This window comes from Pedobacter agri (genome assembly GCF_032678665.1).
Taxonomy (GTDB): domain Bacteria; phylum Bacteroidota; class Bacteroidia; order Sphingobacteriales; family Sphingobacteriaceae; genus Pedobacter; species Pedobacter agri_A.
This window is the reverse complement of record NZ_JAVTSH010000007.1, coordinates 1-26,636: the sequence shown is the minus strand read 5'-3', so window position 1 is coordinate 26,636 and position 26,636 is coordinate 1. Positions and strand designations below refer to the sequence as shown.

The 26,636-nt window shown below is 37.3% G+C and carries 31 protein-coding genes; 21 read left to right on the top strand and 10 right to left on the bottom strand.

All coding sequences use genetic code 11. The features are described from left to right. Positions 1-54: 54 nt before the first annotated feature. Entirely contained in the window at positions 55-759 is a 705-nt protein-coding gene (locus R2Q70_RS14915; RefSeq protein ID WP_316808364.1) for a head GIN domain-containing protein, read from the bottom strand. A gap of 88 nt (positions 760-847) precedes the next feature. On the opposite strand from R2Q70_RS14915, the gene R2Q70_RS14910 reads away from it, so the two are divergent. From R2Q70_RS14910 to R2Q70_RS14865, 10 genes are all read left to right on the top strand, one after another. After that, positions 848-1,396 (top strand): phosphoribosyltransferase family protein, encoded by a 549-nt coding sequence (locus R2Q70_RS14910; RefSeq protein WP_316808363.1) that lies wholly within the window; start codon positions 848-850, stop codon positions 1,394-1,396. A 53-nt stretch (positions 1,397-1,449) separates the two neighbouring features. Beyond that, positions 1,450-2,088, top strand: coding sequence for a 1-acyl-sn-glycerol-3-phosphate acyltransferase (locus R2Q70_RS14905; RefSeq protein ID WP_316808362.1), 639 nt, complete (start codon positions 1,450-1,452; stop codon positions 2,086-2,088). Next, positions 2,085-3,182, top strand: coding sequence for a glycosyltransferase (locus R2Q70_RS14900; RefSeq protein ID WP_316808361.1), 1,098 nt, complete (start codon positions 2,085-2,087; stop codon positions 3,180-3,182). Before R2Q70_RS14905 ends, R2Q70_RS14900 begins: the two co-directional genes overlap by 4 nt. Then, entirely contained in the window at positions 3,152-3,826 is a 675-nt protein-coding gene (locus R2Q70_RS14895; RefSeq protein WP_316808360.1) for a carotenoid biosynthesis protein, read from the top strand. Before R2Q70_RS14900 ends, R2Q70_RS14895 begins: the two co-directional genes overlap by 31 nt. Before the next feature lie 32 nt (positions 3,827-3,858). Then, positions 3,859-4,065 carry a DUF2683 family protein gene (locus R2Q70_RS14890; protein ID WP_316808359.1) on the top strand — a complete coding sequence of 69 codons (207 nt, stop codon included), beginning with the start codon at positions 3,859-3,861 and terminating at the stop codon, positions 4,063-4,065. Further along, on the top strand, positions 4,047-4,328 hold the full coding sequence (locus R2Q70_RS14885; protein ID WP_316808358.1) for a Txe/YoeB family addiction module toxin: 282 nt from the start codon (positions 4,047-4,049) through the stop codon (positions 4,326-4,328). Before R2Q70_RS14890 ends, R2Q70_RS14885 begins: the two co-directional genes overlap by 19 nt. 9 nt (positions 4,329-4,337) lie before the next feature. After that, positions 4,338-5,189 carry a 4-hydroxy-3-methylbut-2-enyl diphosphate reductase gene (locus R2Q70_RS14880; protein ID WP_316808357.1) on the top strand — a complete coding sequence of 284 codons (852 nt, stop codon included), beginning with the start codon at positions 4,338-4,340 and terminating at the stop codon, positions 5,187-5,189. A gap of 74 nt (positions 5,190-5,263) precedes the next feature. Beyond that, positions 5,264-5,944 (top strand): fatty acid desaturase, encoded by a 681-nt coding sequence (locus R2Q70_RS14875; protein WP_316808356.1) that lies wholly within the window; start codon positions 5,264-5,266, stop codon positions 5,942-5,944. 86 nt (positions 5,945-6,030) lie between these two features. Beyond that, on the top strand, positions 6,031-7,041 hold the full coding sequence (gene hemH, locus R2Q70_RS14870; RefSeq protein ID WP_316808355.1) for a ferrochelatase: 1,011 nt from the start codon (positions 6,031-6,033) through the stop codon (positions 7,039-7,041). A gap of 8 nt (positions 7,042-7,049) precedes the next feature. After that, positions 7,050-7,553, top strand: coding sequence for a gluconokinase (locus tag R2Q70_RS14865; protein ID WP_316808354.1), 504 nt, complete (start codon positions 7,050-7,052; stop codon positions 7,551-7,553). Here the strand turns inward: R2Q70_RS14865 and R2Q70_RS14860 are convergent. Further along, positions 7,534-8,115, bottom strand: coding sequence for a hypothetical protein (locus R2Q70_RS14860; RefSeq protein WP_316808353.1), 582 nt, complete (start codon positions 8,113-8,115; stop codon positions 7,534-7,536). The genes R2Q70_RS14865 and R2Q70_RS14860 overlap by 20 nt on opposite strands. Beyond that, entirely contained in the window at positions 8,112-9,338 is a 1,227-nt protein-coding gene (locus R2Q70_RS14855) for a 3-deoxy-D-manno-octulosonic acid transferase (RefSeq protein ID WP_316808352.1), read from the bottom strand. The genes R2Q70_RS14860 and R2Q70_RS14855 overlap by 4 nt, the downstream gene beginning before the upstream one ends. A gap of 63 nt (positions 9,339-9,401) precedes the next feature. Here R2Q70_RS14855 and R2Q70_RS14850 point away from each other — a divergent pair, with 63 nt between their 5' ends. From R2Q70_RS14850 to R2Q70_RS14830, 5 genes are read left to right on the top strand one after another with little or no spacing between them, the layout of a single operon-like run. After that, complete coding sequence (locus tag R2Q70_RS14850; RefSeq protein WP_316808351.1) at positions 9,402-10,712, top strand: UDP-glucose/GDP-mannose dehydrogenase family protein; 1,311 nt, start codon at positions 9,402-9,404, stop codon at positions 10,710-10,712. A 1-nt stretch (position 10,713) separates the two neighbouring features. Continuing rightward, positions 10,714-11,703 carry a UDP-glucuronic acid decarboxylase family protein gene (locus tag R2Q70_RS14845; protein WP_316808350.1) on the top strand — a complete coding sequence of 330 codons (990 nt, stop codon included), beginning with the start codon at positions 10,714-10,716 and terminating at the stop codon, positions 11,701-11,703. A gap of 1 nt (position 11,704) precedes the next feature. Continuing rightward, positions 11,705-12,727 (top strand): UDP-glucose 4-epimerase GalE, encoded by a 1,023-nt coding sequence (galE, locus tag R2Q70_RS14840; protein ID WP_316808349.1) that lies wholly within the window; start codon positions 11,705-11,707, stop codon positions 12,725-12,727. Continuing rightward, positions 12,728-13,285 carry a hypothetical protein gene (locus tag R2Q70_RS14835; protein WP_316808348.1) on the top strand — a complete coding sequence of 186 codons (558 nt, stop codon included), beginning with the start codon at positions 12,728-12,730 and terminating at the stop codon, positions 13,283-13,285. A 15-nt stretch (positions 13,286-13,300) separates the two neighbouring features. Next, positions 13,301-14,038, top strand: coding sequence for a tyrosine-protein phosphatase (locus tag R2Q70_RS14830; RefSeq protein WP_316808346.1), 738 nt, complete (start codon positions 13,301-13,303; stop codon positions 14,036-14,038). A gap of 92 nt (positions 14,039-14,130) precedes the next feature. Here R2Q70_RS14830 and R2Q70_RS14825 read toward each other — a convergent pair whose 3' ends face one another. After that, positions 14,131-15,360 carry an ABC transporter permease gene (locus R2Q70_RS14825; protein ID WP_316808345.1) on the bottom strand — a complete coding sequence of 410 codons (1,230 nt, stop codon included), beginning with the start codon at positions 15,358-15,360 and terminating at the stop codon, positions 14,131-14,133. 146 nt (positions 15,361-15,506) lie between these two features. After that, positions 15,507-15,860, bottom strand: a complete 354-nt coding sequence (locus R2Q70_RS14820; protein ID WP_316808344.1) for an iron-sulfur cluster assembly accessory protein — start codon at positions 15,858-15,860, stop codon at positions 15,507-15,509. Between the two features lie 189 nt (positions 15,861-16,049). Here R2Q70_RS14820 and R2Q70_RS14815 point away from each other — a divergent pair, with 189 nt between their 5' ends. The 3 genes from R2Q70_RS14815 to dnaA all read left to right on the top strand — a co-directional run bounded on the left by R2Q70_RS14815 (position 16,050) and on the right by dnaA (position 20,203). Further along, positions 16,050-16,580 (top strand): hypothetical protein, encoded by a 531-nt coding sequence (locus R2Q70_RS14815; RefSeq protein ID WP_316808343.1) that lies wholly within the window; start codon positions 16,050-16,052, stop codon positions 16,578-16,580. 136 nt (positions 16,581-16,716) lie between these two features. Next, a complete protein-coding gene (locus tag R2Q70_RS14810; RefSeq protein WP_316808342.1) occupies positions 16,717-18,264 on the top strand; it encodes a methylmalonyl-CoA mutase in 1,548 nt (515 codons plus the stop codon). 508 nt (positions 18,265-18,772) lie between these two features. Then, complete coding sequence (gene dnaA / locus R2Q70_RS14805; RefSeq protein ID WP_010601383.1) at positions 18,773-20,203, top strand: chromosomal replication initiator protein DnaA; 1,431 nt, start codon at positions 18,773-18,775, stop codon at positions 20,201-20,203. Between the two features lie 143 nt (positions 20,204-20,346). Here the strand turns inward: dnaA and R2Q70_RS14800 are convergent, their stop codons facing one another. From R2Q70_RS14800 to R2Q70_RS14780, 5 genes are all read right to left on the bottom strand, one after another. Beyond that, positions 20,347-20,901 carry an NUDIX hydrolase gene (locus R2Q70_RS14800; RefSeq protein WP_316808341.1) on the bottom strand — a complete coding sequence of 185 codons (555 nt, stop codon included), beginning with the start codon at positions 20,899-20,901 and terminating at the stop codon, positions 20,347-20,349. A 24-nt stretch (positions 20,902-20,925) separates the two neighbouring features. After that, complete coding sequence (locus R2Q70_RS14795) at positions 20,926-21,312, bottom strand: hypothetical protein (protein ID WP_316808340.1); 387 nt, start codon at positions 21,310-21,312, stop codon at positions 20,926-20,928. Positions 21,313-21,472: 160 nt separating this feature from the next. Continuing rightward, positions 21,473-22,264, bottom strand: a complete 792-nt coding sequence (locus tag R2Q70_RS14790) for a TPM domain-containing protein (RefSeq protein ID WP_316808339.1) — start codon at positions 22,262-22,264, stop codon at positions 21,473-21,475. 4 nt (positions 22,265-22,268) lie between these two features. Next, entirely contained in the window at positions 22,269-22,712 is a 444-nt protein-coding gene (locus R2Q70_RS14785) for a TPM domain-containing protein (protein WP_316808338.1), read from the bottom strand. An 85-nt stretch (positions 22,713-22,797) separates the two neighbouring features. After that, on the bottom strand, positions 22,798-23,379 hold the full coding sequence (locus tag R2Q70_RS14780; protein WP_316808337.1) for a LemA family protein: 582 nt from the start codon (positions 23,377-23,379) through the stop codon (positions 22,798-22,800). Positions 23,380-23,574: 195 nt separating this feature from the next. On the opposite strand from R2Q70_RS14780, the gene R2Q70_RS14775 reads away from it, so the two are divergent. From R2Q70_RS14775 to R2Q70_RS14765, 3 genes are read left to right on the top strand one after another with little or no spacing between them, the layout of a single operon-like run. Next, entirely contained in the window at positions 23,575-25,116 is a 1,542-nt protein-coding gene (locus R2Q70_RS14775) for an NAD(P)/FAD-dependent oxidoreductase (RefSeq protein ID WP_316808336.1), read from the top strand. A 32-nt stretch (positions 25,117-25,148) separates the two neighbouring features. Next, positions 25,149-25,616 (top strand): DinB family protein, encoded by a 468-nt coding sequence (locus R2Q70_RS14770; protein WP_316808335.1) that lies wholly within the window; start codon positions 25,149-25,151, stop codon positions 25,614-25,616. A gap of 18 nt (positions 25,617-25,634) precedes the next feature. Next, positions 25,635-25,994: a CoA-binding protein gene (locus R2Q70_RS14765; RefSeq protein WP_316808334.1), complete on the top strand. Its 360-nt coding sequence runs from the start codon at positions 25,635-25,637 to the stop codon at positions 25,992-25,994. Positions 25,995-26,636: the final 642 nt, after the last annotated feature.

Below are 26,636 nucleotides of genomic sequence, written 5' to 3'. Positions count from 1 at the left end.
CTGCTTTGCATCCACAAAGCAGCTGATTTATCATTAACTAAACTAAATTCTTTTTTAATTCACGTGGTGTACATCGCCACTTTTTGAGCTCGATGTTTTTTTAAGGGAAGCATTTCCTTTATAACTCACATCTCCGCCACCACTGGCAGCAGCCTCCAGGCCTTTGTTAACAAAAATGCCCACATCCGATCCGCCTGAAGCTTGCACTTTGGCATAATTGGTTACAAATTCATAAGCATCAATGTCACTGCCGCCGCTCGACTGAATCGTCATGTTTTCTGCTTTTCCTTTTAGGCCAATATCGCTACCACCGCTCGATTGAATAGTGATATCATTGCAAACCACATTTAGTTTTAAATCTGATCCTCCTGAAGAACGGATGGCCAGTTTATCAGTTTTTAACTGATTTTGAGTGAATACATCAGAACCTCCAGAAGCCGCTAATGCGGTTAGTGTTTTATAGTTTACATAAGCTTTAATGGTGCGGTTTTTAAAAAGACCACTCCAGTTAATACCATCTCTGAATTTAATATTGATGTTGCTGCCATTTTGCTCAACTATAATATCTTTAAGTGTTTCACTGTCTGATTTTATGGTAACTGCCTCGCTACTGCCCTGAGTTAAGTATAAATCGATACCGCTGCTTACGCCAATACTATTGAAGTTTTTTGCCGGGTAATTTTTCGATTCTTGTGCTTTTGCCATATAACTGCTTACGATAATGAGTAGGCAGGCAAATGATGTGATGAATGATTTCATGGTTTTTGTTTTTTGGTTATTGATTAGACGTTGCTCAAGTCAAAACGTTGCAAGCAATCGAAATTATTTTTCAAATAGTTTGAATTTCATGCTTAAAATCGTTCTTTTTGTATTCAACCTATTTGATACAATGGCATCGCAACTTTTAATTCTTAATAAGAAACAAATTCAGCAAAAGATAGATCGCATCGCTTACCAAATTTTAGAAGATAATTTGAACGAAAAAGAAATCGTGCTTGCCGGAATCTGGGATCGTGGATATAAGCTTGCCATTCGATTGGAAAAAGTTTTAAAAAAAATATCGGGTTTTAAGCTTACGCTTCTACGTATCGATCTTCAAAAAGAGAGTAGTAAACTGGTTGCCAAAACAGATTTAGATGAAAGTCACTGGAGAAATAAGGTGATTATCATTATTGATGATGTGCTAAATAGTGGCAAAACCCTTGCTTACGGTTTGGGTGTATTTTTGAATACGCCGCACAAAAAAATCCGCACTGTGGTTTTGGTAGATAGAAGCCATAAAATTTTCCCTATCGCTACAGATTTTGTTGGATTGGAATTAGCTACGATTTTGAAAGAACATGTGGATGTGGTGATGGATGTAGACGGTGAAGAAGATCGGGTATATTTGAGTTAAATTCCGATAAGAAAGCTATTCACATTAATATACTTGCAATTAACCCCAATTTTTTGCAACTTCCACGCATGTATCATCCTCGAAAAAATTCTTTCATTTTCAATTTTTTTTCCTGGTACATTGAGTTTATCATAAAAAAAGACTTTTCCTCAGTTAACTTTAATAAAGCTGACATTAAATCTGATTCTTCAATATTACTTTTAGCCAATCATTTTAGCTGGTGGGATGGTTTCTTTATCTTTTATCTGAACAAAAAACTATTTAAGAAAAATTTTCACGTGTTGATTAATGCCGATAATTACAAAAAAGTTGGCTTCTTAAAATATTTGGGTGGTTTTGCAGCAGAAAACAAAGGAAAAGATGTTTTGGAAACACTCAGCTATGCCGGTAAACTTTTAGATGATCCTGAAAACCTGGTGTTAATTTTTCCACAGGGGAGACTGCATTCCAATCATGAAAAAAATATCGATTTTAAAAAGGGTGTAATGCAAGTGATCAATTCCAGCAAAAAAAATGTTAGCATCATATTTTCAGCCACATTTATCGATTACTTCTCCAAAAGAAAGCCAACTGCAAACATTTACCTTCAGCATTGGGGAAATGAAGAATACGTAAGTTTACAATTATTAAAAAGTGCTTATAATAAACATTACGATCAGTCGCTTGTTAAACAAACACAAATTACTGAATGACGATATTTATTTATGCGGTTTTGATTTTCCTGGTCATCAGGTTTTCAGTAACTGTTTTTAACTTTCTTTCTAATCCGAAATTACCCAGGGTTGTAAAACACTATCAAGATCTCGTTTCGATTCTTATTCCGGCTCGTGATGAGGCAGAAAACATCATAACATTACTCGAATCGATAAGGGATCAGGATTACTCAAATTATGAAGTTATTGTACTTGATGATGATAGCACTGATGAAACTTTTGAGCTCGTAAATACTTTTTGTAAAGCTACGCCCAATTTCAACATTGTAAAAGGAAAGCCACTTCCGGCAGGCTGGCTCGGTAAAAATTATGCCTGTCATCAATTGGCAGCATTGGCTAATGGAAAATACCTACTTTTTGTAGATGCAGATGAAGCTATAAAACATGGGCTAATCAATAGTTTAATTGATAGAATGGAGAAAGGCAACTTAGCTTTGTTGAGTGTTTTTACCAATCAAATTATGAAAACAAGCGGCGAAAAATTAACCGTTCCCCTGATGCATTTTATTTTACTGAACTTACTTCCAATGCGTTTGGTTAAGTTTTCTGAAAATCCTGCTTTCGCTGCGGCCAGTGGGCAATGTATGTTCTTTAAAACTAAAAATTATCTCGATAATCAATGGCATATGCAGGTAAAGCATATGGTTGTAGAAGATGTTGAAATAATGAAGTTGGTAAAACAGCGAAAATATAATGCAGAAGCGCTTTTAGCCAACAACCTGATTTATTGTAGAATGTATAAAAACCTCAATGAAAGCCTGCAGGGATTTAGTAAAAATTTACTGGCGGGTTTTGGTAATAACATTTTTATATTGCTATTTTACCAGCTTTTGGTAGTTGTAGGGCCAGTAATTTTATGTTTAAACTTTAATGCTGATTTGCTGGTATTACCATTAACATTAATTGTTTTAAGCAGGGTAATGATTTCCTACTTATCAGGGCAAAATGTTTTAATAAATTTAATTTTACATCCGTTACAGATGTTATTCTTCTTGATTATTTCATTGATTTCGATACAAAAACACATATTAAAAAAAGGTACATGGAAGGGCAGAACGATCAAAGCGATTTAAGGGTTAAAAAAATTGCAGTTGCTGTAATCATTATTTTTCATTTGGTGGGCTTGATTGGTTTCTTGTTGCCAGTAACACAACCTTATTTTATCAAACTGGTGCCTTTTCACCTTTTGCTGATGTTCGCTGTTATCTTATTCACGTACAATGCCAACATCAAGAGGCTACTGCTTTTCGTTTCGGGCGTTTTTCTGTGCGGTTTCCTGGTTGAAGTGTTAGGCGTTCATACCGGGAAAATATTCGGAAGTTATAATTATGGCAATACCTTAGGATACAAAATTGCTGCGGTGCCAATATTAATGGGCGTAAACTGGGTTATTTTAATATTTAGTGTGGGCCAGATGATGAAGAGCCTGAAAATCAGAAACAGTATCCTGGCATCAGTTTTAGGTGCAATAATACTCGTTATTTTCGATTACTTTTTAGAGCCTGTAGCCATGAAGTTTGATTACTGGCAGTGGGACCTAAACAAAATTCCAGGTCAAAATTTCGTAGCCTGGTTTATCGTTTCACTTATTTTATTTAAATTTTATTATGCCCTGGGTTTAAAGCAGCAAAAATACATTGGTACAGCAATGTTCGTTTCGCAGCTTATCTTTTTTGTTGTCTTGTACATGACAACCGGATCAAATATTTTTGCTTAATTTTGAACTATATTTCAGTAAGTAAATGTATTATGGAAACAATAATAGTACAACCCAAAAATAGAAAGCAGCTATTGGCAATTGAAGCAGTACTAAATGCTTTAAACGTTACTTTTAAAAAAGAGCAAAAATATAGTGCCGAATTTATTGAAGAAATTGCAATAGGAGAAGATGATGTGAAAAATGGACGGGTTACAAGAGTTGCAGACGTTCATAAACTATGGGAAAGTATTTTGTAGATATCACGGAACAAGCTAAAAAGCATTTGGCGTTGATTCATAAGTCTGGAGATCAACAAACCATTAAAAAACTTAGTCAGATTTTTATAGAACTTAGTGAACATCCTGAAGTTGGTGTGGGTAAGCCAGAGAAACTGAAATATAAATTCGCTGGCTACTGGTCAAGGAAAATAAATAAAAAAGATAGATTAGTCTATAGGATCGATGAGGAGATTATTACGGTATTTATAATTTCAGCAAAGGGACATTATGACGATAAATAATCCTCAAAAATGAATCATTTAAATTTACAAGTCAATATCGATAAATCATCAGGCTTCTGCTTTGGCGTAGTTTACGCAATTGAAATGGCAGAAGATATTCTGGATAGCGAAGGTTATCTATATTGTCTTGGCGACATTGTACATAATGATGAAGAAGTTGAGCGTTTAACTAACCGTGGTTTAAAAATCATCGATCATGATTTTTTAAAAGACTTAAAAAATGAGAAGGTTTTAATCAGGGCACATGGTGAAGCACCTTCAACTTATCAGTTAGCGCTAGAAAATAATCTTACTCTTATTGACGCTTCCTGTCCGGTAGTTTTGAAACTCCAAAACAGAATTAAAAACTCTCATGATGATGAGGAGCAGATTTTAATCTTTGGTAAACATGGTCACGCAGAGGTGATTGGTTTACAAGGTCAAACTGATGGAAAAGCAATCGTATTTCAGGATTTGGCTGAGTTGGATGATGTTGAGTTGCCTTCGAAATTTACATTATACAGCCAAACCACCAAAAGCGTTGATAAATTTTATCACATCAAAGATCAACTTTTATCACGTGGTTATGAGGTAAAAGCAAACGATACCATTTGCCGACAAGTATCTAACCGTTACGAAGAACTTGAAAATTTTGTGCGTAATTACAACAAAATTATTTTCGTATCAGGTAAAAAATCATCAAACGGTAAAGTACTGTATGATGTTTGCAAAAAGTATAATGATAATTCTTATTTCATTTCAAATGTTGAAGAGTTAGATCAGAACTGGTTTGCCGAAGGTGACAAAGTAGGTATTTGCGGCGCAACATCAACACCAATGTGGCTGATGGAAAAAGTTAAAGCCGAACTGGAAACTTACTAAAATAGCCATTTCCTTAAATCAATTTGCGGTTTAAGCTGTTTAATCAAATATCCAACAAGAGATTAATAAGTAAATTGAAAAGTGTCAACTCGTTTTCTGGAATTTTGGTTGCATTGGCCGTAATCATTTGTTGGTTTATTTCCTTGTTTTTCTTGTTGCGATGGGATTTCGATTGGACAAATCCTTTGGTTTATTTGATGGTGTTTGTGCAAATGCACCTCTATACAGGTTTGTTCATAACCGCCCATGATGCCATGCATGGTACCATTTCATCAAATAAAGCCGTCAACAATTTTTTTGGTTATTTATCTGTATTCCTTTATGCCGGTTTTTTTTATAACCGTTTATTCAAAAAGCATCACCAGCATCACAATCATGTGCATACCGAAGCCGATCCGGACTTTGCCCCTCATGGTTTTTGGAAATGGTATTTTAGCTTCATGATGAATTACGTTACCATCATCCAATTGGTAATTATGGCTATCGCTTATAATGTGTTGAATATTTGGGTAGAGGAGAAGAACCTGTTGCTTTTCTGGGTGTTACCATCGTTAATGAGCACCTTTCAGTTATTTTATTTTGGAACCTATTTACCGCATAAAGGCGAACATGATAATGAATACCACGCCTCAACATTGCAAAAAAATCATTTTGTGGCTTTCATTACCTGCTATTTTTTTGGATATCATTTAGAGCATCATCAAAAACCAGGTATGCCCTGGTGGCAATTGTATAAAACTAAACAATCTTCGTAGTGGTTTTTACCAAATCTTGATACTTTATCCTTAATACTTGCTGCTAAAAAAGCGATATTTGCGGCACAAAACATATCTTAATATAAATGAGCAAAAAGGGAATTTTACTGGTAAATTTAGGAACACCTGATAGTCCGCAAACTGCCGATGTTAGAAAATATCTCGATCAGTTTCTGATGGATGAACGGGTAATTGACATTCCTAAGTTAAACAGAACATTATTGGTAAAAGGAATTATCGTTCCTTTCCGTAGCCCAAAAACTGCCAAACTATATAAAGAAATATGGAATGAAAATGGTTCTCCACTTTTGTATTATAGTCGTTTACAGGCTAAAATGTTGCAGGAAAGATTAGGCGAAGATTATCACGTTGAGCTTGCAATGCGTTACCAAAGTCCATCTATTGCATCTGCGTTAGCTAATTTGAAAGCTGGTTTGGTAGAAAGTATTCAGGTTATTCCAATGTTTCCACAATATGCATCTGCAAGTTCTGGCTCCGTAATGCAATTGGTGATGGAATTGGTAAGTAAGTGGCCAACTGTTCCGCCAATATCATTTGTTAATTCGTTTCACGATAATGAATTGATGATTAAAGTTTTTGCAGAAAATGCCCGCAAACATCAGGTTGAAAGTTATGATCATGTATTGTTCAGTTTTCACGGGCTACCCGAGAGACAGCTGCTTAAATGTGATCACACGGGTAGTTATTGTTTGAAAAGTACTGATTGCTGCCAAACTTTAAACGATACCAATAAATTTTGCTATTCTGCACAAGGACATGATACAGCCCGGTTAATCGCTGCTGAATTAAATCTTCCGAAGGATAGATACACGGTTTGTTTTCAGTCACGCTTGGGGAAAGAACCTTGGGTGCAACCCTACACCACTGATGTGTTAAAGAAACTTGCAGCTGAAGGAAAAAAACGTCTATTGGTATTTAGCCCAGCTTTTGTGGCCGATTGTTTGGAAACGCTCTACGAAATTACGGTTGAATATCATGAAGAGTTTAAAGCGTTGGGTGGTGAGCATGTTCAGCTTGTTGAAAGTTTAAATGATAGCCCGGTATTTATCGAAGCACTCGCCGGAATGGTTAAATAGGTTATTTTATGGCTAAGTTTATTATTTTAATGGGTGTTTCGGGAAGTGGCAAAACCGTTATTGGTAAAGCGCTGGCACCGAAATTAAATGCAGAATTTATTGATGGTGATAACCTGCACTCCCAACGAAATGTAGATAAAATGGCTGCGGGAATACCACTTACCGATGAAGATCGGCTGGATTGGTTAAATCTGATTGCAAAGGTTGGTCATGATCATGCAGCTCATGGTACCACTTGCATTATTGCTTGTTCTGCGCTTAAAAAGAAATATCGTGATATTTTAAGATCGAATAATCATTCGATGAAGTTTATTTATTTAAAAGGAAGTTATGATCTCATTTATAGCCGTATTTCGAAAAGATCACATCAATACATGCCTGCCAGTTTGTTAGAAAGCCAGTTTAATACTTTAGAAGAACCTCAAAATGATGAAAACGATGTTTTTGTGGTTTCTATCGATCAGGAAATTGCAGCCATTGTTGATGATGTTGTTACCGCTGATTTGGTTTAAATGCAACATATTTCTCAACCAGTTTAAGGGTTAATTTACGAACTGCTTCCTGATTGGTAATCGCTGTTGTAGTTCTACTCGAATCACAGTAGATAATTTTTCTCAATTTATTATCTATAACGAAAAGATTGGCATAGATACCTTTGTAGACAGATGATCCATAATATCCCGAAACTGCAACATGCAGCGTAAACTCAACATCGTTTTGTACCAAAACAGGTGGGGCATCAACAAATCCTTTAATTTTCTTAGATTTAGTCCATGCAAGGTAATTATGGGTAATATCGATATACTCTCGCTGAGGTAAGGTTTCTAAATCAGGTATGTTTTTATATTTATTGCCTGGAAATTTTTGTCTCAGGTTGTCGAAAAGGTATTTTGATATCTTGGAGCTTAACTCCGCATTGAATGTATTTGAATCTCCATCGCCTGCTTTAGCAGCATCTATAATAGGCGTTATCAGCACTAAGCTATCTAAGCTAATTTTTTTAAATTCTTGCTGAGCAAAGGTACTTTTAATCATAAATAAAAGCCCTAAAAGCGTAACTAATCTTAATTTCATAAAATTTGGCGAATTATAATTTCTGTGGCTCCCTTTTTGTCTTCCACATATTTTTTTGCAGCGTTTGCTGCCTGATTATTTTTTAAAAAGCTATCAAAAGCATTCAGTAATTCGTCTGCTGAAGAAATACTTTGGGCAGCACCAATAGCAATCAAATCTTTCGCTTCCTGGAATTTATCGTACTTCGGACCGAAAATTACTGGTAATCCAAAAGCTGCAGCTTCCAAAGTATTGTGTATGCCAGCACCGAAGCCACCACCAATGTAAGCAGTTTTGCCATATCGATACAGCGAAGAAAGCATGCCAATGTTATCAATAATTAAGATTTGTTCTGCCGAGGTCGGAGCGGGGGCTGCCTTTAACCGGGATGCTAAAACTGAAAACCGCAAACTTCCAGCTGGAAACTGTTTTTCAATACTTTCAATGTGGCTTTCATGAATCTCATGCGGAGCGATAATGAATTTCCAATCGGGATATTTTTCAGGCAATACAGCCAATAATTTTTCATCTTCGGGCCAGGTACTTCCACAAACTAAAACAGGAGCATTACCAATAAAATTTTCAATTTCTGGCAAGCTTCGGGCAGTTTGTGCGTTTTCGTAAACGCGATCAAATCTCGTATCGCCACTAATCACCGCATTTTGCAGACCAATAGCATTCAAAAGGGCTTTACTTTCCTCGTTTTGCACAAAAAAATAAGTAACCGATTTTAAAATGTTTCTATAAAAACTGCCATACCATTTAAAGAATGCCTGTGTGGGTCTGAAAATTCCTGAAATAACATATAATGGAATCTTCCGGGTGTTTAGTTCTTTGAAGTAAAAATGCCAAAATTCATATTTAGTGAAAATTGCCATTTCAGGATTAATCAGGTCTAAAAATCGCTTCGCGTTCTGTGCGGTATCCATAGGAAGATAAAAAACATCAGCCAAAGCATAGTTTTTCCTAATTTCATATCCCGAAGGGGAAAAAAAAGTAACCACTATTTTTTTTTGGGGGTAAACTGCTTTGAGTTTCTCTAAAACAGGTCTGCCTTGTTCAAATTCGCCCAGCGATGCAAAGTGGAACCAGATGTGTTTTTGGTTCGAATCAACCTGATTTTTGATGTTTTGAAATAGGTTTTTCCGCCCATTTATAAACAATTTTGCTTTATTGTTAAATAGCGAAAAAATCGAAATAATTAAATTGTAAATCCTAATTCCTAATATGTAAAGCAAAAGCATTGTTGTAATTTCCTATCTTCGTGGCCAAGATAAAACGAATATATTTAAAAAGCTTAAAAATATATGAAGATAGCCGTTATTGGTACCGGATATGTAGGATTAGTGACCGGAACATGTTTAGCAGAAACAGGAAACGACGTAATATGTGTAGACATTAATGAGCAGAAGGTACAAAAAATGCAAAATGGTGAGGTTCCCATTTATGAGCCTGGTTTAGATTTATTATTTCATAGAAACATTAAACAAGGAAGATTAACTTTCACCACCGTTCTTGCAGATGCCATTAAAGACGCTCAAATTATTTTTATGGCTTTGCCAACGCCTCCGGGTGGCGATGGTGCCGCAGACCTTTCCTATATTTTAGGGGCAGCAAAAGACATTTCAAAACTGATTACAGAATATAAAATTATCGTTAACAAATCTACAGTGCCGGTTGGAACAGCTGATAAAGTTAAGGCAGTTTTCACCGAAAATACAACAGTTGAAGTTGATGTAGTTTCTAATCCCGAATTTTTGAGGGAAGGGGTAGCTGTTGATGATTTCATGAAACCTGACCGGGTGGTTTTAGGAACAAAAAGTGAAAAGGCAAAAAAACTAATGACCGAGCTTTATGGTCCATATGTTCGCCAGGGAAACCCAATCCTGTTTATGGATGAGCGTTCTTCTGAATTGACGAAATATGCTGCTAATTCATTTTTGGCTACCAAAATCACTTTCATGAATGAAATTGCTAACCTTTGCGAACTGGTGGGTGCCGATGTAGATGCGGTGAGGAAAGGTATCGGTTCTGATGAACGTATAGGTAAACGTTTTCTGTTCCCTGGTGTAGGTTATGGCGGTTCGTGTTTTCCAAAAGATGTTCAGGCTTTAGTGAGATCATCTGATGATTATGCCTACGATTTCCAGATTCTTAAATCGGTGATGGAAGTGAATGAACGTCAAAAAACCATTTTGGTAGATAAAGTTTTAAAGTATTACAAAAACGATATTAAAGGTAAACATTTTGCGCTTTGGGGTTTGGCTTTCAAGCCAGAAACTGATGATATTCGCGAGGCGCCAGCTTTATATATTATCGATGCATTGCTGGCAAACGGTGCTACGGTTACCGTATTCGATCCTGAAGCCATGGGTAATGTTAAAAACACCATTGGCGATAAGGTAAATTATGCCAAAAACCAATATGAGGCTTTAGAAAACGCTGATGCATTGCTGATTGCTACTGAATGGTCAGTTTTCAGAAATCCAGATTTTGATAAAATTGACGTGGCGTTAAAAAATAAAGTGGTTTTTGACGGCCGTAATTTGTACGATTTGCAAAAAATGATCGATCTTGGCTATTATTATAATAGCATAGGAAGAAAACTGATAGATTAAGATGGGGAAAAAGAGAATTTTAATTACCGGTGCGGCTGGATTTTTAGGTTCACATTTGTGCGATCGCTTCGTAAAAGAAGGCTTTCATGTGATCGGAATGGATAACCTGATCACAGGTGATATGGCCAATATTGAACATCTTTTCAAATTGGAGAATTTCGAATTCTACAATCATGATGTTTCTAAGTTTGTTCACATTCCGGGCAAGTTGCATTATATATTGCATTTCGCTTCACCTGCAAGCCCAATAGATTACCTTAAAATTCCAATTCAAACATTAAAGGTTGGTTCATTAGGAACACATAATTTGCTAGGATTGGCAAGGAATAAAAATGCAAAGATGCTTATTGCTTCAACGTCAGAAGTTTATGGCGATCCTAATGTTAACCCTCAGCCAGAAGAGTATTGGGGAAATGTAAATCCAGTTGGGCCTCGCGGCGTTTACGATGAAGCAAAGCGTTTCCAGGAAGCCATCACCATGGCTTACCATACGTTTCATGGTGTGGAAACCAGAATAGTAAGGATTTTCAATACTTACGGACCAAGAATGCGCCTGAATGATGGTCGGGTTTTACCCGCCTTTATTGGGCAGGCATTAAGAGGCGAAGACCTTACAATTTTCGGAGATGGTAGCCAAACGCGGTCTTTTTGTTATGTGGATGACCTTATCGAAGGGATTTATCGCTTACTGATGAGTGATTATGCTCAACCTGTAAACATTGGCAATCCTGATGAAATTACAATTCAGCAATTTTGCGAGGAAATTATCAAGCTTACCGGAACAGCTCAAAAAATCGTGTATAAAGAACTGCCTCAGGATGATCCGAAACAGAGAAGACCTGACATTACCAAAGCAAGAGAAATTTTAGGATGGGAGCCAAAGGTGGGAAGAGCAGAAGGCTTAAAAATTACTTACGAATATTTTAAATCGTTGCCTGCAGAGGCTTTAGCGAAAATTGATCATAAAGATTTTACCACATTTAACCGTTAAAATGTCAAAAGTATTAGTTACCGGCGGAACTGGATATATTGGTTCCCATACCGTAGTCGAGTTGCATAATTCAGGTTACGAAGTGATTATTGTTGATAATCTTTCCAATTCCAACATCAAAATTCTAACTCAATTGCATGCCATTACAGGTAAATGGTTTGAGTTTGTAGAGATGGATCTTCAGGACGACAGGGCCGTTCAGGAATTTGCCGAAAATAACACTGATATTACGGGCATCATTCACTTCGCAGCCTCGAAGGCCGTTGGCGAATCGGTTGAGAAACCATTAAAATATTATAAAAACAATTTTTACGGATTAATTAACTTGTTAACCTCATTTAACAAAAAAATTGATTTTGTATTCTCATCTTCTTGTACCGTTTACGGTCAGCCAGATAGTTTGCCTGTTACCGAGGCTGCTCCCGTTAAAAAAGCCGAATCTCCTTATGGTAACACCAAACAAATTGCTGAAGAAATCTTAATTGAAACGGCTGCGGTTAAGCCTGATTTAAATGTAATCGCTTTGCGTTATTTTAATCCTGTTGGTGCACATGAAACGGCGCTGATTGGTGAGTTGCCTAATGGCGTTCCCGCTAATTTGGTTCCTTTTATCACACAGTCGGCCATTGGTAAACGCGGCCCGATAACGGTTTATGGTGATGATTATGAAACTCCTGATGGTTCAGCCATTCGCGATTACATCCATGTAGTAGATTTGGCAAAGGCACACGTTAAAGCCATACAGCGTTTAGCCGAAGGAAAAGCTAACTCAAATTACGAAGTTTTCAATATCGGAACAGGTAAAGGTTCTTCTGTGTTAGAAATTATTTCTGCGTTTGAGAATGTAACAGGAGAAAAACTCGATTATAAAATCGGTCCGAGAAGGGCTGGCGATATTGTTCAGATATTTGGTGATGTTCAAAAATCAAATCTGGAATTAGGCTGGAAAGCTCAACTCGATATTAATGAAATGATGCGTTCGGCCTGGGAATGGGAAAAATACATCAAGGCCAACCCTTTTTAAATGAAATTATCAGAGCATAAAGATTTAAAAACAGCCATCACAGATTTGCCTATCAAAGAAAAAGATAAGCTGTTACTGCGATTGGTGGCTAAAGACAAAGTGCTCACAGAACATCTTCATTATAAGCTTCTGGAAGATGAACTGGATTTGGAAGACCGGAAAGAAAAAATTAAAACCGATGTGACGGAACAGGTTGCTGATCTTAAAAAGCTTAATGCAAAAGAGGCTTTGGTAAAGGTTAGGAAGATGGTTACATCGGTTAATCATTTTTATAAGGTTACTAAAGATCCGTTAGGAGAGGTTGAACTGAAAATATTTATCCTTAGTATCATTCCTTTCGATTATCGGAAATCAATTTTTGGATATCGTGATTACATGATTTTATTTTCTTCATTTTACCTTAAAACGGTAGCCGTTACCATCAATAAATATAAAAAGTTACATGAAGATTTACAGTTTGATCTTAGTGAAAGCTTAAATAATTTGCTCGATAAAATCTATTCTTCTAAATTAGCCCCATCAGCCGAGGCAGCCAGTTTGCCGAAGGAAATAAATTAAGCTACACCCGTTAAGATGTTCGGATTATTTAAAAAAAAGAAAATAGTACCCGAATTTAATTTCTCGAATATTGGAACAGATATGCACTCTCATATTATTCCAGGGATAGATGATGGCGCTCAAAACATAAATGATTCCATTGCCTTGGCGAAAAAATTTAAAGCTTTAGGTTTTAAGAAGTTAATCGCTACGCCGCACATCATGGCCGATTATTTTCGCAATACGCCCGATTCAATACATAGGGCATTGGATGTATTAAGAAAGGGATTGCAGGAAATTCAGTTAGATTTAGAGGTTGATGCCGCCGCCGAATATTACCTTGATGAAACTTTAGAAAAGAAAATCAGACAAAAAGAAGTACTTACTTTCGGTAGCAACTACCTCCTGTTTGAACTATCTTATATCAATGCGCCTCAAAATTTATTTGAAATCATTAAAATGATGCAGGATACTGGTTATAAACCGGTTTTAGCACATCCGGAAAGATATCCTTACTACTACGGATCGTTTGAAAGTTTTCATCAGATTAAAGAAACAGGCTGTTTATTGCAGATGAACTCTATCGCTTTAACAGGGTATTATGGTTCAGGTGCAAAAAAAGTAGCGGAAGAAATGGTCGAAAATCATTTGGTTGATTTTATTGGCAGTGATATGCACCACCTCAAGCATGCCGCAGCGCTTGAAGAAAGTCTGGCCAATCCTTTGATGCAACGCTTACTTAGTCAACATCAGCTAAACAACGTATTGATTTGACCCTCCATTCGCAAAGGAGTGTTGATGAATAATATGAAATCAATCCTATTTAAATTGAATAGAAAATCAGTTCTACTTTAACATGCTGGAGCTTATTCGTACCTCAACGCTTCTACCGGATCTAATTTCGAGGCTTTTTTAGCAGGGTAGTATCCGGAAATTATACCGACCAAAACACATAATGCAAAGCCGCCGATAATAAAAAACCAAGGTATAATAAATGCTCCACCCATGGCGAGCGAAATAATATTTCCGAGCACTATCCCTAAAAATATGCCCAAAACGCCGCCCATTAAACATATTACCACGGCTTCGATTAAAAATTGACGGCGAATAACTTGCGGATTTGCTCCAATGGCTTTTCTAATGCCAATTTCTCTGGTTCGTTCAGTTACACTTACCAGCATAATGTTCATTAAGCCGATAGATGCACCCAGCAACGTGATAATTCCGATCGCTACACCACCAATGGCTACAAAAGCCAGATTTTCAAATAAGGTTTGTGCAATGGCATCACTTTTTGTGATTTCGAAATTGTTTCCTTCCCCAATCTTAACTTTACGAATATTTCTAAATAAAGCCGTAGATTCTCCAATCACATTTTCCTGGTCATTATTATCAGGAACCATTACGGTAATGGTGTACGATGGATTGGCGTTGGCATTGATTTGTTTCGCTTTTAACAGTGGTACATAAACTGCTCTATCACCACTAAAACCCATACTCGATCCTTTTTTAGCTAAAACGCCTATAATTTTAAAGCGATTGTTACCCACGTTAATAAGCTTATCCATGGGGTCGGAATCTTTAAAGAGCCTTTCTACCACTTCTCCTCCAACAATGCAAACATTGCTTCCTAACGATACTTCTGAAAGTCCGAAATTTCTTCCCTGAGATAAGCTTAAGCCTTGCGAAGCCAAGCCATTTTCGTCAATTCCCTGAACATTAATGTTCGGGTTAGTTTTGAACCCTCCATATTTTACCGTAGAACCGCCACTGGCAAAAACACTTACTGCCACCGTAGCAGGCGCATTTAAACTATCTTTGAACTTAACAGCATCTTCGTAACGGATCGCTTTGAAGGGTTTTGGTCTTTTTCCATTGCCAATTCTAATTCCCGTACCGCGGTTTCTAATGGTGAAGGAGTTTGCACCCATGCTACTAAAAGCATCGGTCATACTTTTCTTTACAGCATCAAGTGTGGTTAAAATACCAACTAAGGCCATTAAACCTATTGCAATAATTAAGGCGGTAAGCATGGTGCGTAAGCGATTGCCTTTAATAGATTCTAATGCCAGTCTGATGTTTTCTCTGTAATTCATTTATAGTATATCGAATATAAGTATCGAGAATGGCATGGAAGCCTTTAAACCCTATACCCTTTGCCTCAAGCCTTTAATTGTAAAAATAAAAAAAGTCCCGACGTTTAGACATCGGGACTGTAGTTTATGTTACAATTATATTTTAATTATGCCGAGAAACTCGTTCCACAACCACAGGTACTGGTTGCATTTGGGTTAACAAAAGTAAAACCACGTGAGTTTAAGCCATCTTGCCAATCAATCATCATGCCCATCAAATACATTTGATGCGCTTTGTTCATGAAAACTTTAATGCCATCAATAAAAAATTCCTGGTCACCATCTTTTTTCTGATCAAAACCCAAAACATAATTCATGCCTGCGCATCCGCCACCTTCAACGCCAACACGTAAACCGTAATCCTCACTAATTTCTTGCTGATCCTTTAATTTATATAACTCTTTTGCTGCGCCTTCTGAAAAAGTAACCGGTGCAAATGATGTGTCAACTGTTGTGCTCATGTTATTTAAATTTTATCTATTACAAACTTAGATAAATTGCTTTTATATATATAATAATTAACATCATAAAAAAGCAATTTATCGTTCTCTACTCTACCATTGAGAATATGTATTCATAGAGGAAATATAAATAATAATGCACATTTTTGCTCTTAACGGATAGTTAATATTACCGTATTTAACAATAGTATGAATATTCAACAAGTTTTAACAGATGTAGTAATCTTATTTTCAGGCATCTTCTCAGCATTAATGGCAGTTTATTATATCTTAAAGACCGATATTCAGCGGTTTTTTAACCTCAAAGATATTGAACTTAATAAAGAGGGTAGGGCACATATTTTACCACTGCGGTTACAGGCGCATGAACGGTTGATTATTTTTACTGACCGGATTAATCCTGCTAATTTGCTCGTTCGCCTGCACCAGCAAGGCATTGGGATCGGAGCATTGCAAGCCGGGATTTTAAATGAAGTGCGCTCTGAGTATCAACACAATATTACCCAGCAACTTTATATTGATAGCGTTACCTGGAATGTGGTGCGTAAACTTAAAGATGATACCATCGCCATGATTAATAATGCGGTACAGGGCTTGCCTGCTGATTCGAATGGCATTGAATTGAGCAAGGCCATTTTGCAGCATATGGCAAGCATCGACGAAAATCCTTACGATTTAACCATCGAACTGATCAAAAAAGATATTCAGAAAATGTTTTAATGGCTAGTTGTTTAGATATTTGGTTTTTTGGTTGGTTTGATGGAGGGGTTTAGGTGTTGTTAATCTTATCTATTTAATAATTCAAAAATGCCGCGATAAACAAACAACGAAAAAACTAATCAACCAGAACAACCATATGAGCGACAATAAACATACCACCACATCAGGCATCAATATTAAAGAAATTTATACTTCGGCAAAGCCGATGAATGAAATGCCTGGTGAGTTTCCTTTTACCCGCGGAATTCAAAAGGATATGTATCGTGGAAGGCTGTGGACAATGCGGCAGTATGCAGGATTTTCAACTGCCGAAGAATCTAACAAACGTTACCACTATTTATTGGCGCAGGGAACAACTGGCTTATCTGTTGCTTTTGATTTGCCAACCCAAATTGGATATGATTCCGATCATGATATGGCTGAGGGAGAGGTTGGAAAGGTTGGAGTGGCTATTGATTCCTTAAAAGACATGGAAATCCTTTTTGATGGAATTGAGTTGAAGAACATCACAACTTCGATGACCATCAACGCTACGGCTTCCATCTTATTGGCGATGTATATTGCGCTGGCTGAAAAACAGGGCGCAGATTTAAAACAGATCTCCGGAACAATTCAAAACGATATTTTGAAAGAATATGCTGCAAGAGGAACTTACATTTATCCTCCAAAGCCATCAATGCGGTTAATTACCGACATTTTTGAATTTTGCAGTCAGGAAGTTCCAAAATGGAATACCATTTCCATTTCAGGTTATCACATTCGTGAAGCAGGATCTTCTGCTGTGCAAGAGTTGGCTTTTACCTTGGCAAATGGAAAAACGTATTTAAAAGCGGCTATTGATAAGGGTTTAGATATTAATATTTTCGCAAAGCGATTATCATTCTTCTTTAACTGCCACAACAATTTCTTTGAAGAGATTGCCAAATTTAGAGCAGCCAGGAGGATGTGGGCTAAAATTACGAAGGAACTCGGCGCCACCGATGAAAAAGCACAAATGCTGCGTTTTCACACGCAAACCGGTGGGTCTACGCTTACGGCTCAGCAGCCATTAAATAATGTAATCAGGGTTACGAATCAGGCCATGGCTGCTGTTTTGGGCGGAACCCAGTCGCTGCATACCAACGGGTATGATGAGGCATTGTCGCTTCCTACAGAAGCCGCCGCTAAAATTGCCTTGCGTACCCAGCAAATTATCGCCTTTGAAAGCGGAGTAACAGATACGGTAGATCCATTGGCAGGATCATTTTTTGTTGAAAATTTAACAGACGAAGTAGAAGCTGCAGCTTGGGTATATATAGATAAGATTGATGCAATGGGTGGCTCAGTGAATGCCATCGAGAGCGATTATATGCAAAACGAAATCGCCAGTGCCGCTTATCAGTATCAGAAGGAAATTGAAACTGGTGAAAGAATTTCCGTCGGAGTAAATAAATTTACGCAAACCGAGGAAGGTTTGACAGAAGTTTTTAATATCGACGATTCCATTCGGATCCTTCAAACCGAAAAACTTAATCGACTCAAATCCCAGAGGGATAATACCGAAGTTACAGCATCATTAAAAGCTTTGGAACATGCTGCAAATGGAAATGAAAATCTGATGCCGTTTATTATAGATGCGGTAGAAAAATATGCCACACTTGGAGAAATTTCAGATGTGATGCGAAAAGTGTTTGGTGAATACTAAACATGAAAATTTGATGTTATAGATAGGTTGGTGTCTTTAGCGTGATCAGGGAAAATTAATTTGGGTAATTTTTAATACAATTTACAATAGGAGGGGAAATAATACCACGATTTTTCCTTGATAAGGGAGATTGCAGTGAAGACGCTAAATAGGTCACAAAACAATTGCTTTGATAATCAGCTTTTTGAGATTTTAAGCCTTCGAAATTATAGTGGATGCCTTGATAAATCTTGTTAGTGGCTTAAAATTTGTATTTCCGACATCGATTTGATTGATGTTTAAATAATGACATCATATATGCATGAATGTGGATAAAGGATGTTAATAAATAGTTATCAACACAAAAAATTGAGGTTAACTAAGCTACCCTATTCCTTATCAGTAGGTTACGAATTATTTGAAATTTTTGTTTAAAATGTTGATAATTTTCTCAATATTCGTAGTCCCGAAACGGACCATCCTATTATCTCGAATCGGCACTGAAAACCAATAAATTATAGAAATCGCAATGGAAAAAACTTGTACAGAAGTGTGGAAGAACTGTCTTCAAATTATTAAGGATAACATCCCGAACCAAAGTTTTAAAACTTGGTTCGAGCCTATAACAGCCCTTAAATTGGAAGGTAAGGTTTTAACCATACAAGTGCCAAGTTTGTTCTTTTACGAATGGCTTGAAGAACATTATGTAGGTTTGCTACGTAAAACTGTAAAAAAGCAACTTGGAGAGGATGGCAGGTTGGAATACAATATCGTTGTTGATAAATCATCAAACAGCGGTAATCCTTATACTACCAATATGCCATCCAATGGAAATGGGGCAGAGGCAAAAGTTCAATCGATGCCAATTCCTGTTTCAATTAATAAGGATATCAAAAATCCATTCATCATTCCTGGATTAAAAAAATTAAATGTTGACCCTCAACTAAACGCAAATTACACTTTCGAGAATTACATTGAAGGCGATTGTAACCGTTTAGCCCGTTCTGCTGGTTATGCCGTTGCTGCCAAACCAGGCGGAACTTCATTTAACCCACTGATGATTTACGGCGGTGTAGGTTTAGGAAAAACACACCTGGCACAAGCTATCGGAAACGAAATTAAACGCAGTATGCCAGATAAACTGGTGATCTATGTGAGTTGTGAAAAATTTTGCCAGCAGTTTGTAGATTCATTGAAGAATAATACCATTAACGATTTCGTTAATTTTTACCAGGCAATGGATGTGATCATTATGGATGATGTACACAACTTCGCGGGCAAGGAAAAAACTCAGGATATTTTCTTCCACATTTTTAATCACTTACATCAATCAGGTAAACAGGTAATTTTAACATCTGATAAAGCACCAAAAGATCTAGCTGGTTTAGAAGAGCGCTTATTAAGTCGTTTCAAATGGGGGCTTTCTGCTGATTTGCAGATTCCAGACCTGGAAACACGTATCGCCATTTTAAGAAAGAAAATGTACGCCGATGGTATTGAGTTACCTGGCGAAGTGGTTGAGTATGTGGCACACAACATCGACAATAACGTTCGTGAGCTGGAAGGTGCAATGGTTTCTCTATTGGCGCAAGCGACTTTGAATAAGAAAGAGATTGATTTAGCGTTAGCTAAACAAATGTTAAAGAACTTTATTAAAAATACTTCGAAAGAAATTTCAATGGAATACATCCAGAAATTGGTTTGTGAGTATTTTGAAGTTCCGGTTGATATGGTTAAATCACAAACGCGTAAACGCGAAATTGTTCAGGCCCGTCAAATTTCAATGTACCTGTCGAAAAGCCACACTAAATCATCATTGAAAACAATTGGTGCTTTCTTTGGTGGCCGCGATCACAGCACTGTGATTTATGCTTGCCAAACGGTAGAAGACTTAATTGATACAGACAAAAAATTTAAAGCTTACGTTCACGATATCCAAAAGAAATTGAAAATGAGCTAACTAAGGTTTAGGGTAAAAAGTTTAGGATTTACTAAATCCCAATTTTTTATATCGATTCCTGAAAAACAAAAAGTCCTGATTTGAATTTCAAATCAGGACTTTTTGTTTAAACGTTAAACGAAGCCTTTAAAACATTTAATTAATTACTGCGCATTTTCTTCCAATGCGGCCAGTCCATAATGTAGTGCGGCAACGTGTATACATTGGGCAATTTTGTTTTCTCTGAGCAACTGTTTCACTTCATCAATAGTATATTCTTCTACATTTAAAATTTCATGCTCATCTAAGTGTTGTTCATGAGTTTTAATACCGCCGGTTAACAGATAAGTATAGGTTTTATTGTTTGCCGTTGCAGGATTTGGATAAAGCTCAGCTATAAGTTTACACGTTTTAAAAGTATAACCTGTTTCTTCTTGCAGTTCTCGTTTTACGCCAGCTTCCGGACCTTCATCACCATCAATCACACCACCGGGAACTTCTAACGAAACAATATCTGCCGCATGGCGATATTGACGGACCAGAATCATTTTTCCTTCTTCGGTTAATGCGATTGCAGTGGCCCAATCTGGATATTCCAATACAAAATAATCATCTTTTACTGTTCCGTTTGGCAACTTTACCTCATCCACCCTTAGGGTAGCCCACCGCTCTTTTACCAAATATTTAGATGCAAGTTTTTGCCATTTTTCTATCATCATATCAATTTTCTTATCTGTTAATTTTTAAAGGTACTGTTGGATGGTTTCCTGACGATGAAAATTCACCAGATGAACAATTTTATGTTTTTCAGAAAGGAATTGATAAATAGAATTTAACTTAGGTACAACCAGTTTATTTCTTTCAGCACTAATGCCTAACTCATAATACAGAAATTCACTTAGTGAGTCCAACTTTTCTGGTGGAAGATTAGAAGATTCCAGCCAGGCATTAAAAGAAGCTAAGTCGTTACTTTCCAATACCTCAATCGGTAAGGTAAAACTTGTCTTCATGGTTTCGTCAAACATTATTTGTGCATCTTTTAATTTCCCTTCCAGTTTTAAGCCCATAATTCTGGCTAAAACCTCAGCAAGTTTCTGTATTTCGGCTGTTATTAAATCTTTTCTGTACATAATTGTTGTAATGTTAAATCTTGAAAAGTTGGAAACTCGTTGTAACAAGCAGATCGCAAAATTTTCCAACTTACGGACTACGGACTACGGACTACGGACTACGGACTACGGACTACGGACTACGGACTACGGACTACGGACTACGGACTATGGACTGGAGCTACCAGCTTCCGCTTGATCCACCTCCACCAAAACTTCCGCCACCGAAACCACCAAATCCACCGCCACCTCCGGAAGAACCTCCTCCGAAGCCACCGCTTCCCCAGCTATTTCCGCCACGTCCACCACCGCTTCCGAACAACATGGCCCAGAATAGCGCATTTGAAGCTCCACGACCGCCAATAACTTCACTTCCACCTCCGCCACCGCCTTTTCTCATGATAATAATGATCACCACAACGATGATAATAATCACCGCGACACTTCCAATCCCGCCATTTTTACTTTTAGAAGAAACTCTTGGCTTATCATTCTTGTATTCGCCCTTGGTATATTTGATTATTTCAGTAGTTGCATCATCCAGGCCCTGGTAATAATCTCCGTTTCTGAAATTGGGTTTGATGTCTTCATCAATAATACGTTTGGCATAAACATCTGGCAGCGCACCCTCAACACCGTAACCCGTTTGAATAGATATTTTCCGGTCTCCAAGGGCCACAACAATCATAATTCCGTTGTTTTTGCCACTTTGGCCAACACCCCATTTTCTGCCGAGTTCAACAGCATACTCATTAATGTCGTAATCGCCAACTGATTTTAATATGGCAATAGAAATCTGCGTAGATGATGAATCATCAAATGCAACCAGTTTTTTTTCGAGCATTGCCCGCTGTTCTATCGAGAGCGCCCCAGAATAATCATTAACCAAAGTAGATGGCTTTTCAGGAAAATCCTGTGCAAATGCAAAAGAGAATATTAAGCTGAAGAAAGACAAAAGGAATAATTTTTTCATTTGCTTATTTTTTTTCTTGATGATCCATGTAAACAATGTCATTTGGCAACTCATTAATGTCGCCCACTTGTGGCGGAAAATACAGGGCTAATTTTTCACCTGCTAGTGCTACACCTGCAATAATACCTTCAGCTAAATCGCCTTTGGCAAAATGTGCTGTCATGGCAATTTTGGTTGTTTCCCAAAAATCTGCAGGCACTAACCTGTTAATCCCTAAATCACCAATAATTGCAAATTTATGATCTGCATGTGCAAGGTAAATTAAAACACCATTTCTTTGCGATGTTTTATCCATGTCCAGTTGAGTAAAATATTCGGTTGCCCTTTCAAATGGATCAATAGTGCAATGTTTATCTATTGCGATTCGAATTTCACCAGATGTAGCTTTTTCAGCATTGGCAATTGCAGCAGCTATTTTATCTTGTTCTAAATCTGAAAATAACGACATGTCTTTATTTTTATAAGAAGTAAAAAGGGTAATGCCCGTTTAATGATCAAACCGGCACTACCCTTAAATATGATAAGTTCAATAATTAGAATTCTACTTTCGGTGCATCTTTAGCTGATGCATCAGCTTCAAAATAGCCCTTAGGTTTAAAACCGAACATTCCGGCTGTTAAGTTGGTTGGGAAAGACCTAATTTTACCATTATATTGTTGTACTGCGTCGTTAAAATCTTTTCGGGCAACGGTAATTCTGTTTTCAGTACTTTCTAATTGAGCCGATAAATCGCTAAATTGTTGTGTTGCTCTCAATTCAGGGTAATTTTCGGTAATCGATAGCAATTTACCCAAAGCCTGGCTTAACTGTCCTTGTGCAGCTTGGTATTTTTGGATATTTTCTGGCGTTAAATCATCAGCATTTACCGTCATTTGTGTCGCTTTAGCACGGGCTTCAGTTACAGCAGTTAAAGTTCCCTGCTCAAATTTGGCTGCACCTTTAACGGTTGCCACTAAGTTTGGAATCAAATCTGCTCTTCGCTGATATTGGGTTTGTACTGTTCCCCACTTCGATTTTACATTTTCATCTAGGCTTACCATGCTGTTATATCCGCATGAACTTAATGTGCTTACTGCAATTACAGCAGCAATAATTCCAAATACTAATCTTTTCATTTTTATGATTTTTGTGTCTTGTTCAAAATTAAATTTATTCAATTTACAAATTAGATATCAAATTGCATGCCTTTGTTACATTTCATTAAAATAACTGACAGATTGTGCAAGGATCAATTGTTATAAACGCTAATACATATATGGCGATTCATTATTATCTTTGCATCAATTCGGGATAAAAACCCGACGAACAACATGCAAAAAGATCTCGAAATTACGCTGCTCCCGCATCAGGTAGAGCAACCAGAAATAATCAAAGCTAAATTAGCAGAAGGTTTATCTATTCAGGAAAACCGAATTAAATCTTTCGAAGTTTTAAAGCGCTCAATTGATGCCCGATCACGGAAAGTAATTTTTCGCTTACAGGTAAAGGTTTTTATTGATGAAGAACCTCATCTCGAAATTCAGGTGGTAAACTATCAAAATGTCAGTAATGCTAAACCTGTACTAATTATTGGTGCAGGTCCTGCGGGTTTGTTTGCTGCGCTGCAATGTATAGAGAATGGCTTAAAACCAATAATTATTGAGCGTGGAAAAGATGTAAAACAGCGTCGTCGCGATTTGGCGGCTATCAATAAGCAGGGCTTGGTCAATACGGAATCCAATTACTGTTATGGCGAAGGTGGAGCTGGAACTTACTCCGACGGAAAACTATATACCCGGTCAAACAAAAGAGGTGATATTAATAAGGTACTACAAGTTTTTGTAGATCATGGTGCCGAGAAAGATATCATTATTGATGCCCGACCACATATCGGTACCAATAAACTGCCCCATATTATCACCTCGATTAAAGAAACAATACTAAACGCCGGCGGCGAAGTGATGTTCGATACACAAATGACCGATATCATTACCGAATTTGGTAAAGTAAAAGGTATCGAAATCAATTTTGAAGATAAACTTTTCGCTGATCATATCATTCTTGCCACAGGTCATTCAGCAAGAGATGTTTACGAGTTGTTGCATAAAAAAAATATCTTAATTGAAGCGAAACCATTTGCACTAGGCGTAAGGATAGAACATCCGCAAGAAATTATAGATGCTGCACAATACCATTGCGATATCCGTTCTGAATTTCTGCCACCTGCATATTACAGTCTGGTAGAACAGGTTGGTGCCCGTGGCGTGTTTTCTTTTTGCATGTGCCCGGGCGGAATCATCGCACCTTGTGCTACCGGCGAAAATGAAATCGTGGTAAACGGCTGGTCACCTTCAAAACGTAATAATCCCTTTGCTAATTCTGGTACAGTGGTTCAGGTAACGTTAGATGATGTTCTGGGTTATGATCCACTAAGGATGCTAAATTTTCAATCAGAGATAGAGAAGTTAGCTTTTGAAGCTGGTGGTGGTAATTTAGTTGCTCCCGCACAGCGGATGATGGATTTTGTAAACAACAAGCTGTCGATAGACCTTCCTAAAAATTCATACTTGCCAGGAACCAAAAGTGTTATGCTCGACAATATCCTCCCAGAATTTGTTTCAAAAAGCCTGAAGGCAGCCTTACCTTTATTCGGTAAAAAAATCAGAGGTTATTATACGAATGAAGCAATTTTAGTTGGCGTAGAAAGCAGGACTTCATCACCAGTGCGTATCCCTAGAGATAAGGAAACTTTTCAGCATCCACAAATCAAAGGGCTTTATCCTTGTGCCGAAGGAGCGGGCTATGCAGGCGGAATCGTTTCGGCAGCGATTGATGGAATTAACTGTGCTAACGCAATCTTAAAGGCAACTTAAAAACTTTATATTCTTAAGCTTGTTGTTAAATTATGCTTAATATCACAAACGAAATTCAAAAAGCCTTTAATGGTGATGCCTGGCATGGAAATCATGTGATGCAGACACTAAACAATGTTAAGGCTGAAAATGCATTCGAACATTTTATCCCAAATGCCCATTCCATAGCAGAAATTGCCCTTCATTTAACCTCTTGGACGGAAGAAGTAACTTCTAGGTTAATGCAGAACACTGCATCAGAACCGGTAAGAGGCGATTGGCCAACTCCCGAAAGTAAAACGCCGCAAGCATGGGAGAAAATTATTTTCGATTTTAAGGTAGCCAACGAAGAATTGATCAGGCATTGTGCTGAAATTAAAGATATTCAATGGGACGAAGAAATTATCGATGCGCAAAATCTTGCATTAGGTAATCACCTTACCAATGCAGAGTTGTTGAACGGATTGGCACAACACCATGCTTATCATTCCGGACAAATCGCATTGTTGTCAAAATTTTAATTCAGAAAATAGAGCAAAATGAAAAAAACATTAATTATAGGCGCATCTCCCGATCCTTCAAGATATTCTTACAAAGCAGCTCACATGCTAACGCGTTTTAATCATGAAATCGTAAACGTCGGCATCAAAAAAGGTGAGGTTGCAGGTATTGAAATCGAAAAACCAAATGAAATTCATCAGGATATCGATACCATAACACTATATATCGGACCAGCGCTTCAGCCTCAATATCATGATTACATTTTAGAGACTAAACCCAAAAGAGTTATTTTTAATCCCGGTACTGAGAATTACGAACTCGAGAAACTTTTGGATCAACATGATATTGAACCAATGAGGGCCTGTACATTAGTTTTATTAAGTACTGGTCAATATTAGTTTTTTTTGGAAAGCACTGCAATTGCTATTATATAAGGATCGTCCCGCCCTATGTTGCAAATCCTCGCTCGTGCCTCGCTGCGGGTTTTCCACTTTGGTCGGGTTTAAGTGGCACAGCCGCGGCCCCGATCAAATGGCTGGGTGCCAACCTACCTAAATAAAATACACCTTCACCAGATACCTATGTGCTAAGCCTTAAAGCTATCTTTACTTTAATCTCTTCAATTCAGTCTATATTTTCTCTATGTCTATATGATATGGTTCAAAGAACAATGCAGTTTGATATCCCGGTTTAATACTATATTTTCTCTATGTCTATGTGATATGGTTCAAAGAACAATGCAGTTTGATCTCCCGGTTTAATACTATATTTTCTCTATGTCTATATGGTTCAAAAAACAATGCAGTTTGATCTCTCGGTTTAATACTATATGTTCTCTATGCCTATATGGTTCAAAGAACAATGCTGTTTGATTTCCCGGTTTAATACTATATGTTCTCTATGCCTATATGGTTCAAAAAACACGTATTCTATATCTAGCTCAAACCTATATGTTCTCTATATCTATATGGTTCAAAAACTACCTTTATCACACCTGCCTCAAAAATCCACACCAGGCAACCTTTTAAAACCAATTAACC

Excerpts from the sequence above, each read along its gene's own strand:
- R2Q70_RS14915 (WP_316808364.1), bottom strand. The coding sequence starts at position 759 with ATGAAATCATTCATCACATCATTTGCCTGCCTACTCATTATCGTAAGC.
- R2Q70_RS14910 (WP_316808363.1), top strand. The coding sequence starts at position 848 with ATGCTTAAAATCGTTCTTTTTGTATTCAACCTATTTGATACAATGGCA.
- R2Q70_RS14900 (WP_316808361.1), top strand. The coding sequence starts at position 2,085 with ATGACGATATTTATTTATGCGGTTTTGATTTTCCTGGTCATCAGGTTT.
- R2Q70_RS14895 (WP_316808360.1), top strand. The coding sequence starts at position 3,152 with ATGGAAGGGCAGAACGATCAAAGCGATTTAAGGGTTAAAAAAATTGCA.
- R2Q70_RS14890 (WP_316808359.1), top strand. The coding sequence starts at position 3,859 with ATGGAAACAATAATAGTACAACCCAAAAATAGAAAGCAGCTATTGGCA.
- R2Q70_RS14885 (WP_316808358.1), top strand. The coding sequence starts at position 4,047 with ATGGGAAAGTATTTTGTAGATATCACGGAACAAGCTAAAAAGCATTTG.
- R2Q70_RS14880 (WP_316808357.1), top strand. The coding sequence starts at position 4,338 with ATGAATCATTTAAATTTACAAGTCAATATCGATAAATCATCAGGCTTC.
- hemH (WP_316808355.1), top strand. The coding sequence starts at position 6,031 with ATGAGCAAAAAGGGAATTTTACTGGTAAATTTAGGAACACCTGATAGT.
- R2Q70_RS14865 (WP_316808354.1), top strand. The coding sequence starts at position 7,050 with ATGGCTAAGTTTATTATTTTAATGGGTGTTTCGGGAAGTGGCAAAACC.
- R2Q70_RS14860 (WP_316808353.1), bottom strand. The coding sequence starts at position 8,115 with ATGAAATTAAGATTAGTTACGCTTTTAGGGCTTTTATTTATGATTAAA.
- R2Q70_RS14855 (WP_316808352.1), bottom strand. The coding sequence starts at position 9,338 with ATGCTTTTGCTTTACATATTAGGAATTAGGATTTACAATTTAATTATT.
- R2Q70_RS14850 (WP_316808351.1), top strand. The coding sequence starts at position 9,402 with ATGAAGATAGCCGTTATTGGTACCGGATATGTAGGATTAGTGACCGGA.
- R2Q70_RS14845 (WP_316808350.1), top strand. The coding sequence starts at position 10,714 with ATGGGGAAAAAGAGAATTTTAATTACCGGTGCGGCTGGATTTTTAGGT.
- galE (WP_316808349.1), top strand. The coding sequence starts at position 11,705 with ATGTCAAAAGTATTAGTTACCGGCGGAACTGGATATATTGGTTCCCAT.
- R2Q70_RS14835 (WP_316808348.1), top strand. The coding sequence starts at position 12,728 with ATGAAATTATCAGAGCATAAAGATTTAAAAACAGCCATCACAGATTTG.
- R2Q70_RS14830 (WP_316808346.1), top strand. The coding sequence starts at position 13,301 with ATGTTCGGATTATTTAAAAAAAAGAAAATAGTACCCGAATTTAATTTC.
- R2Q70_RS14825 (WP_316808345.1), bottom strand. The coding sequence starts at position 15,360 with ATGAATTACAGAGAAAACATCAGACTGGCATTAGAATCTATTAAAGGC.
- R2Q70_RS14820 (WP_316808344.1), bottom strand. The coding sequence starts at position 15,860 with ATGAGCACAACAGTTGACACATCATTTGCACCGGTTACTTTTTCAGAA.
- R2Q70_RS14815 (WP_316808343.1), top strand. The coding sequence starts at position 16,050 with ATGAATATTCAACAAGTTTTAACAGATGTAGTAATCTTATTTTCAGGC.
- R2Q70_RS14810 (WP_316808342.1), top strand. The coding sequence starts at position 16,717 with ATGAGCGACAATAAACATACCACCACATCAGGCATCAATATTAAAGAA.
- dnaA (WP_010601383.1), top strand. The coding sequence starts at position 18,773 with ATGGAAAAAACTTGTACAGAAGTGTGGAAGAACTGTCTTCAAATTATT.
- R2Q70_RS14800 (WP_316808341.1), bottom strand. The coding sequence starts at position 20,901 with ATGATGATAGAAAAATGGCAAAAACTTGCATCTAAATATTTGGTAAAA.
- R2Q70_RS14795 (WP_316808340.1), bottom strand. The coding sequence starts at position 21,312 with ATGTACAGAAAAGATTTAATAACAGCCGAAATACAGAAACTTGCTGAG.
- R2Q70_RS14790 (WP_316808339.1), bottom strand. The coding sequence starts at position 22,264 with ATGAAAAAATTATTCCTTTTGTCTTTCTTCAGCTTAATATTCTCTTTT.
- R2Q70_RS14785 (WP_316808338.1), bottom strand. The coding sequence starts at position 22,712 with ATGTCGTTATTTTCAGATTTAGAACAAGATAAAATAGCTGCTGCAATT.
- R2Q70_RS14780 (WP_316808337.1), bottom strand. The coding sequence starts at position 23,379 with ATGAAAAGATTAGTATTTGGAATTATTGCTGCTGTAATTGCAGTAAGC.
- R2Q70_RS14775 (WP_316808336.1), top strand. The coding sequence starts at position 23,575 with ATGCAAAAAGATCTCGAAATTACGCTGCTCCCGCATCAGGTAGAGCAA.
- R2Q70_RS14770 (WP_316808335.1), top strand. The coding sequence starts at position 25,149 with ATGCTTAATATCACAAACGAAATTCAAAAAGCCTTTAATGGTGATGCC.
- R2Q70_RS14765 (WP_316808334.1), top strand. The coding sequence starts at position 25,635 with ATGAAAAAAACATTAATTATAGGCGCATCTCCCGATCCTTCAAGATAT.